5 protein-coding genes are annotated in these 8,950 nt (G+C 40.2%); 2 read left to right on the forward strand and 3 right to left on the reverse strand.

Translation table 11 applies throughout. The annotated features are described in order from the left end of the window. Positions 1-21: 21 nt before the first annotated feature. The gene (locus J536_RS19275; protein ID WP_005077030.1) at positions 22-1,692 is read left to right on the forward strand and encodes a GMC family oxidoreductase; all 1,671 of its coding nucleotides are present in this window, start codon (positions 22-24) and stop codon (positions 1,690-1,692) included. A 64-nt stretch (positions 1,693-1,756) separates the two neighbouring features. On the opposite strand, the gene J536_RS19280 is transcribed toward J536_RS19275, so the two are convergent. From J536_RS19280 to J536_RS19290, 3 genes are all read right to left on the reverse strand, one after another. Continuing rightward, positions 1,757-3,955 (reverse strand): OsmC domain/YcaO domain-containing protein, encoded by a 2,199-nt coding sequence (locus J536_RS19280; protein ID WP_032056762.1) that lies wholly within the window; start codon positions 3,953-3,955, stop codon positions 1,757-1,759. A gap of 252 nt (positions 3,956-4,207) precedes the next feature. Then, positions 4,208-5,488 carry an OprD family outer membrane porin gene (locus J536_RS19285; RefSeq protein WP_032063666.1) on the reverse strand — a complete coding sequence of 427 codons (1,281 nt, stop codon included), beginning with the start codon at positions 5,486-5,488 and terminating at the stop codon, positions 4,208-4,210. A 31-nt stretch (positions 5,489-5,519) separates the two neighbouring features. After that, positions 5,520-6,866, reverse strand: a complete 1,347-nt coding sequence (locus J536_RS19290) for an MFS transporter (RefSeq protein ID WP_032063668.1) — start codon at positions 6,864-6,866, stop codon at positions 5,520-5,522. 375 nt (positions 6,867-7,241) lie between these two features. Here J536_RS19290 and J536_RS19295 point away from each other — a divergent pair, with 375 nt between their 5' ends. Further along, entirely contained in the window at positions 7,242-8,927 is a 1,686-nt protein-coding gene (locus J536_RS19295; protein ID WP_032063670.1) for an arylsulfatase, read from the forward strand. Positions 8,928-8,950: the final 23 nt, after the last annotated feature.

Consider the following 8,950-nt stretch of genomic DNA (forward strand, 5'->3'; position numbering starts at 1 on the left):
CGCCAGAGAGGAGTCCTCGGCATGACAACAAACAATTATGACTATGATTACCTCATTATTGGTTCAGGCTTTGGTGGTAGTGTTTCTGCCTGCCGTCTAACCGAAAAAGGCTACTCTGTTGCTGTAATGGAAATGGGACGACGCTGGGAAGCTAAAGATTTTGCTAAAAATAACTGGAATACCCGTCGCTGGATTTGGCGTCCGGGCATGAAACTTTTTGGTTATTTCAACATGCGTTTTTTTCGCCATGTCACCATTATTTGCGGTAATGCTGTAGGTGGCGGTTCAATCACCTATGCCAATACCTTACTGGTTCCACCTGAACATATTTGGGATGAAGGCACGTGGGCAGATGCAGCGGACTGGAAAAATGAAATGCCACAGCACTATGCTGAAGCAGAACGCATGCTTGGGGTGACTGATAATAAAATTTTCGGTCCTGCCGATCATATGCTAAAAAAAATGGGTGAAGCAGTCGGTGTTGGTCATACATTTAAACCCACTCGTGTTGCCACTTTCTTTCCACCCGAAGGTGAACAAGGCGGCAAGACCTACCCTGACCCATATTTTAACGGCGAAGGTCCAGACCGCGGAACCTGTACCGCATGTGGCGGTTGTATGACAGGTTGTAAACACAACGCAAAAAATACCTTAGATAAAAACTATTTGTACTTTGCCGAAAAAAATGGTGCCAAGGTTTACGAAGAAACCAAAGTTGTTGATGTTAAACCACTTAATGGTAAAGCCGATGGCAGCGATGGCTATGAAGTTACGACTGAATGTTCAAGCTCATGGTTTAACAAACAACGCCGTACATGGTGTGTTCGAAATGTGATTTTCTCTGCATCTTCTTTGGGTACGCAAGAGATGTTATTCCGTTTAAAACAGTCTGGTTCTCTGCCAAATGTTTCTGATGATTTGGGCAATCGGGTTCGTACTAATGCTGAGTCAATTTTAGGTGTTCGTTTTTTTGGTAAAGATGTCGACATGAGTAAAGGTGTGGCCATTGGTTCAAGTATTTACATTGACCATGACACCCACATTGAAGCAACACGTTACCAAACTGGTTCAGATGCCATGGGTCTTATGTGTACTTATATGGCGAAAGGTAAACCGGGTTGGACACGTATCTTCTTTTGGTTATGGGCACTCATTTGCCATCCATTTATTTTTCTTCGCATGAGTAATCCGGTCAGTTTTGCACGTCAGACTTTAATTTTCTTGGTGATGCAAACAGCAGATGCCTCCATCAACATGCGCTTGAAACGTAATTGGTTCTGGCCTTTTGGCAAGGTGTTATCGAGCGAAGGTAAAAAACTACCTGTGTATATTCCACAGGCCAATGCTTTTACCGAAAAAGTTGCCAAAATGTTTAATGGTCACCCAATGACGACCATTACCGAAATTTTGTTTAACGTACCTTTTACAGCCCACTGTATGGGTGGTTGTGCAATTGCTTCAAGTCCAGAGCGTGGCGTGGTAGATGGACAAAACCGTGTCTTTAACTATAAAAACTTATACGTTGTGGATGGTTCAATGTTAGGTGCCAATTTGGGCGTTAACCCAAGTCTTACCATTACAGCACTTGCAGAACGCGCAATGTCTTATATTCCGGCTAAACATACTTTGGATGAGCAGCAAGATCATAGAGTAGATGCAGAAACCATAGAGACCACCAAAGCTTCTGCTTAAACTAGCGAGTCGTTTTATAAAAAAAGCCTATTTAAAAATAGGCTTTTTTATTTCGCTTTTTAAATTACATCGCTACGGCTTTAGCGCGAGCTGCATGCAATTTTTTATAGCTCTCGATCAGACGTAAATGGCGATCAAGCCCTTCTAGTTTCATGCTTGTTGGTGTTAAACCATAGAAACGAACGCTACCATCGACAGAACCTAATACCGCGTCCATTCGTGTGTCACCAAACATACGGCGGAAATTCGTAAGGTAGTCTTCAAGCTCTAGTTCTTCATCTAACATCACTTCAAGCACCACGTTCATGCACTGATAGAACAAGCCACGCTCAACGGTGTTGGTGTTGTATTGCAAGTAAGTTTCTACAAGCTCTTTTGCTTCTTCAAACTGTTGTAAAGCCACATAAATTAGCAATTTCAGTTCTAAAATGGTGAGCTGTCCCCAAACTGTATTGTCATCAAATTCAATGCCAATCAGCGTGGTGATTTCAGTGTAATCGTCTAGCTCGCATTCTTCTAAACGCTCAACTAATGCCTCAAGCTGTTCATCATCCAAACGATGTAGATTTAGAATATCTTCACGGAATGAAAGTGCTTTATTGGTATTATCCCAAATCAAATCTTCAACAAGATAAATTTCTGAATAATCTGGTACTAAAATACGGCAAGCAGTCGCACCTAAATGCTCATAGACTGCCATATATACTTCTTTGCCCATCTCTTCGAGAATGCCGAACAATGTTGCAGCTTCTTCTGCGTTCGACTCTTCGCCTTCGCCAGAAAAATCCCATTCAACAAAGTCATAGTCAGATTTAGAGCTAAAGAAGCGCCAAGATACCAAACCGCTTGAATCAATAAAGTGCTCAACAAAGTTATTCGGTTCGGTCACTGCATTACTTTGGAAAGTCGGTTGAGGTAAATCATTTAAGCCTTCGAAACTACGGCCTTGAAGTAATTCAGTCAGACTACGTTCTAACGCAACTTCAAAACTTGGATGCGCACCGAAAGATGCAAACACCCCACCCGTGCGCGGGTTCATTAAAGTCACACACATTACAGGGAACTGACCGCCTAATGATGCATCTTTAACTAATACAGGGAAGCCTTGCTCTTCTAGACCTTTAATACCAGCAACAATACTTGGATATTTTGCTAATACGTCTTCAGGAACATCTGGAAGTGCGATTTCACCTTCTAAAATTTCACGTTTAACAGCACGTTCAAAAATTTCTGATAAGCATTGAACTTGGGCTTCTGCCAAAGTATTACCCGCACTCATACCATTACTTAAGTACAAGTTTTCAATTAAATTTGATGGGAAATAGACAACTTCACCATCAGACTGGCGCACAAAAGGTAGCGAGCAAATGCCACGCTCTACGTTGCCTGAGTTGGTGTCATATAAATGCGTGCCCAGTAACTCATCATCTGGGTTGTAAATCTCAAGACAATATTCATCTAAGATTTCTTTAGGTAATTCACCATTTGGACCCGGTTTAAACCATTTTTCATCTGGATAATGCACAAATTCAGCATTCGCAATATCTTCACCCCAGAACTGGTCGTTATAGAAGAAGTTACAGTTTAAACGCTCAATAAACTCGCCCAATGCAGATGCCAAAGCACTTTCTTTAGTTGCACCTTTACCATTGGTAAAGCACATCGGAGATTGTGCATCACGAATGTGTAATGACCATACATTCGGCACGATATTACGCCAAGATGCGATTTCAATCTTCATGCCCAAATTTGCCAAAATGGCAGACATATTGGCAATGGTTTCTTCTAATGGCAGGTCTTTACCTTGAATATAGGTATGGCTTTCTGAAGTTAGACTTGGCAATAACAATGCTTGTGCATCTGCATCGATGCTTTCCACTTCTTCAATAATAAATTCAGGACCAGTTTGAATCACTTTTTTAACAGTACAACGGTCAATCGAACGTAAAATCCCTTGGCGATCTTTCTCTGAAATATCGGCTGGTAATTCAATTTGAATTTTAAAGGTTTGCTTATAACGGTTTTCAGGATCAACAATATTATTTTGCGATAAACGAATGTTATCGGTTGGGATATCTCGAGCTGCACAATACACTTTTACAAAGTACGCTGCACACAATGCTGACGATGCTAAAAAATAGTCAAATGGGCCCGGTGCCGAACCGTCACCCTTGTAGCGAATTGGTTGATCGGCAATTACCGTAAAGTCATCGAACTTAGCTTCCTGTCGAAGATTGTCGAGATAATTAACCTTGATTTCCATGCTGGCACCTAAATATTTTTATGTGTCAGCACAGACACATAAAATTCTAAATATTGAAAAATAAGCCGAATCACAGCGAAGAAATTGACTTAAAAAAATGAGAGATTAAAGCCATGTGTTTAATGAACGACTCAATTGGCTTTAATAAGATTGGCGGTATTATAGAGGGATTTTGTGAAGTTGATAACTAAAGTTAAAACATTGCTGCTCACAATGTTTTAACTGGTCTTGAATTTAGTTAAATATTGAACGTTAAAATTTAAAGGTATAGTCAACATTCAACCGCGTTTCATTTGTCGAGTGAAAGGTCATATTGGTAGGCATATCGTTGCGATAGTGAGAAAAACGAGCTCGCATTCCCAAACCTTTTAGCTTACCTTCAGGAATTTTATAGCCTAAATCAAATTCCATCGACTCCTCTTTAAAACGCTGATCGCCATATTGCAGTAAATCAATGTCTTCACCTTTTGCATAGCGAGTCATAAAGCGCAGTCCGTTTAATGAAACATCACCTACCCGCGCATTTTTAAAGTCATATTCATAACGAATCGAATAGACTTTTTCGTCTTTATTTGAATAGTCCGAACTCATAAAATCAAGCGCAACCGGACTTTCGGTTCCCGACAAAAATGGTAAACCAGTCGAGCCAAACGACTGCATGTAGCCCAAAGAAATCGTATGATTTTGATAGTTCAAACCAAATAAGCCACTAATATGGCGGTTATCGACCTCTCCTATTTTTTTGCTTCCCGTTTCCTCACTATTAAAAAAACGCACGTCGCTTAAAAAATTAAGTTGATCATTTAAAGGTTGTTTGCCGTTAAAACCTAAAAATTGTTGCTGGTAAATGTCTTTGAGTTCAGCATGGTAAGCCCGTAGACGATAATCCTTTAACTGATAGCTTCCACCTAATGTATAAAAAGAATCAGTAGTTGCCGCTTTGTCAAAACGATGGTTGATATTGTCTGTTCCCACATCGGTATAACGAATTGAATCACGTTGACGTACTTCATCGACATAAAAGCCTTCGAGTTGAAGATTTGGAATTTCATTTGAAACAAAACGGATACCACGGTAAGTCTGAGGGAACAAACGCGCTGGCGATGAAAAAATGGTCGGCAATTGTGGAACTAAGTCCCCCACAAAAAGTTCATTTTTCCTAAATTTAGCCTTTCCTGTAATGCCTATTTTTCCATAATAATCATCACGCGAGTTATCGGTATTCACTGGTAATAAGCCACTACGCGCATAGTCATCAGCACGGCTTCCCAACAGGTTAAAACCTGCCATTGCCAGTACATCAACACCAAACCCAACCGTACCCTCAGTATAGCCAGACTGTCCTTTAAAAATTAAACCCTGCGCCCAATCTCTGGCTGCTGTATAAGGATAGGGATCTTTTTTATAGTCTCGGTCAAAGTAAAAATTACGTAGTGTTAGCTCAGCTTTGCTGTCTGCAAGAAATTCAGCATGCACAACTTGACTAAATAATGGGCACAAGCATACCCCCACCCACAATGGCGTCTTCTTCATTTTTTATCTCAACTATTTAATTTTTAATGGATTAAGGTGCTGTTTTAAGCGAATAGTTCTGCTCTTTCTTACTTCGGTAAAAAGCACTACCCAAACTTAAAATGAGGAAAATAGCCAAAATAAACACCACACCGTAATAGGCATAAAGCGTTGCGGGTGCTATACCTTTATCCAGGAAGATGCCTGCAACCGTTGGCGATAAAATTGCCCCAATTCGTCCAAAACCAATTGCATAGCCCACGCCGCGACTACGGATTTCAGCATCATAAATTGTTGGAGAAATAGAATATAAACCTGCCACACAGCCATTAATGAGTGTGCCAAGTAATAACCCCACCATGAGTGCAATGCTGACTTGAGATGAGACAGCGACAAATAGGAAAACACATGCCGAGGTTAGTCCTAAAAACAGGCTTAAGGCATAGAAGATTTTCATACGTGATGCCAATAAACCAATAATGGCTGCCCCGAAAATCCCACCAATACTAATTAAAATACCGGTACTTACGCCTTGCTCTGGTGACATTCCCATTGAAATTAGAATTTTTGGTGTCCAGCTCATGACAAAGTAAAAGCCAAACATCACTAAAAAGAATGCAAACCACAAACAAAGCGTTTGAAATCCAAGTTGTCCAGCAAATAATTTGCCCAGTTCACTGCCATTTTGCGTGCTGATTTTTTCATAACGCGGCATAACTGATAGTTGATTAAGACCCATACGATTTACAGTTGCATTAATACGTTCTAGTGCCTGTTTTGGTCGTTTCGCGAGTAAGTAATCTAAAGATTCAGGTAATAACCATCCGCTGATTAGCAGCATTGCAATAGTAGTAACCCCTCCTGCTAAAAAGATTGAGCGCCAACCCAAATGCTCAATCAATGCCAGTGATAGTACCCCGCCAAGTGTCGCGCCAATTCCATAACCAGTAGACATTAAACTAACAGCAAGACTGCGCCAGCGAGCATTGGCATATTCACTTGCCAATACATTACTACTCGCAAGGATGCCCCCCACCCCAATTCCAGTAATAAACCGAAGTGCAGCTAACATGCCGTGGCTTTGTACAAAAGCACAGCCCAGCATGCTAAGACCTGCAATTACAAGACAAACTAAGATGAGTAAACGGCGACCGATTTTATCGGCTAAAGGCGCGAGAAAAATTGAACCGGCAGCCATTCCAAAAAGGCCAGCACTTAACAACAAGCCAATTTGTGCGCCTGAAAGTGACCATTCTGCTGACACGGATGGAGCAGTAAATGCCATTACCATCACGTCAAAGCCATCAATAATATTGAGACAAATACAGATCAAAATGACGAACCATTGATAGCGGCTCATATTGTTTTGATTGATCTCACTTAGAACGTCTCTTTCCATTTGTGTATCTCCCTTGGATAAGACATACACACGACATTGCTGATATGAGCGATTGGGTGGTTATGCACATCCGTATCCATAATGACCTAGAGGAATATTTGTTTTTTGAGCATCCTGCTCTTTTTCTATACTGAATATTTGGATCCAAAAAATCAACTAAAATTATAAACGGATTATTAAAAAGTATATAAACACATAAATTATATAAGTATAAAATTATTAAAAACATAAAATTAGAATGCTTGAATATTTTTATGGATCCATATTAAAAAATCTATTATGATCGATTCCAGAGCATTTTTTAGCCAAAAAAAAAGCTCAGTTTATTTCCAGGAAATGCAAGATGCATTTTTAAAACATCAAAGGATTGTTGTTATGAAACTCAAAAGAGCAAGCCAGCTTACATTGGGACTTTTTTTTGCCAGCCAATTGTTTTACACAACGCAAGCAGCACCTCCAAAAAATCAACAATCACCTAATATCATGATTATTTTGGCCGATGATCTTGGATTTTCAGATATTGGTGCTTATGGTGGCGAAATTAAAACTCCTCATATTGATAGTTTGTTAAAGCAAGGAAAAATGCTTTTTAATTTTCATGCTTCATCAATGTGTTCACCTACTCGTGCACAGCTTATGACAGGTGCAGATAACCACTTGGTAGGTTTAGGTGCCATGTATGAAACATCAAAACGACAAGAAAAATTGGTTGGAGCCGATAGCCCGCGTGCACTACTCAAAATTGATGGCTATTCAGGACACTTAACGCAAAATGCTTACACACTCGCAGAGATTTTGAAGACAAAAGATTATTACACCTTCATGGTTGGTAAATGGCACTTAGGCTATGCTCCCGACCAAAACCCTAAAGCCCGTGGTTTTGATCAATCTTTTGCTCTGCTCGATGGCTTCGATTTACACTTTAAAGACCAACCTAAAAACTATCCGCGCAATACTCAATACACAGAAAATGGTCAAAAGGTCACATTGCCAGACAGCTACTACTCGACCGACTTTTTTACACAAAAAGCTTTTGAGTACTTAGACAAAAATAAAGCGCAAAAACCATTTTTTGCCTACCTAGCCTATACCGCTCCACACTGGCCGCTACAAGCACCCGCTCATTATAGAGACTTATATAAAGGTAAATACGATCAAGGCTATGATGCGATTCGCAAACAACGCTTTCTTAGACAAAAGCAATTAGGATTAATTCCCGCAAACGCAGAATACCCAGTCGAGCGTGGCAACCAAGCTTTAGGCACCAAAAGCTGGAATGAACTCACCCCCCAAGAGCGCAAATACGAAGCACGTAAAATGGAAGTTTATGCGGGCATGGTTACCCAGTTAGACGACCGCGTGGGTGATGTCATTCAATATCTTAAAAAGCATCATTTATATGACAATACTTTGATTGTGTTTATGTCAGATAACGGCGCTGAAGGTGGTGATCATAATTTCCCAATGGGTGATGCCGACAATCGCTATGAAAATATAGGCAACGCCAGCTCATATGTTTATATGGGACCACGCTGGGCCGAAGTGAGCAGCACACCATTTACCCACTGGAAGTCAGCTGCTTCAGAAGGCGGAGTACGAGTCCCATTTATTGTTAAATCACCTGTTCAGATTTCTAAACAACATGGAATTAACAATAACTTTGCGACAGTCAGAGATATATTCCCAACTGTGATGGAGCTAGCTGGTATTCAAAATAATCAGGTTTATCCAACTTCAAGCACCAAAATTAAACCATCTGGTTTTAGTCTGATCCCTGCGTTTAAAGATAATACTGCCCGTATTCGTCCTGTTAATTATTATGACTTTAAAGAACTGCATGGCAGCCGCTACGCTAAAACTGACGAATGGAAACTTGTTGAAAACTCACCTTCTAAATTTAAGAGCCATGGCTGGGAACTCTACAATTTAAAAACAGATTTTAATGAGCAACATAATGTTTATGCAGCCCATCCTGAGATCGTCAAAGTCTTAAATGATAAATATTTAAGATATGCCGATGAAAATGGTGTTGTGGATTTTGAGCAATACAACAAAAAGTAGAGAAAACCAGATGAAACAGATCA

The sequence above is a fragment of the Acinetobacter sp. 809848 genome, from assembly GCF_000581275.1.
Taxonomy (GTDB): domain Bacteria; phylum Pseudomonadota; class Gammaproteobacteria; order Pseudomonadales; family Moraxellaceae; genus Acinetobacter; species Acinetobacter pittii.

What these genes read in the sequence shown, in the direction of transcription:
- J536_RS19275 (WP_005077030.1), top strand. Translation starts at nt 22, where the DNA reads ATGACAACAAACAATTATGACTATGATTACCTCATTATTGGTTCAGGC.
- J536_RS19285 (WP_032063666.1), bottom strand. Translation starts at nt 5,488, where the DNA reads ATGAAGAAGACGCCATTGTGGGTGGGGGTATGCTTGTGCCCATTATTT.
- J536_RS19295 (WP_032063670.1), top strand. Translation starts at nt 7,242, where the DNA reads ATGAAACTCAAAAGAGCAAGCCAGCTTACATTGGGACTTTTTTTTGCC.
- J536_RS19290 (WP_032063668.1), bottom strand. Translation starts at nt 6,866, where the DNA reads ATGGAAAGAGACGTTCTAAGTGAGATCAATCAAAACAATATGAGCCGC.
- J536_RS19280 (WP_032056762.1), bottom strand. Translation starts at nt 3,955, where the DNA reads ATGGAAATCAAGGTTAATTATCTCGACAATCTTCGACAGGAAGCTAAG.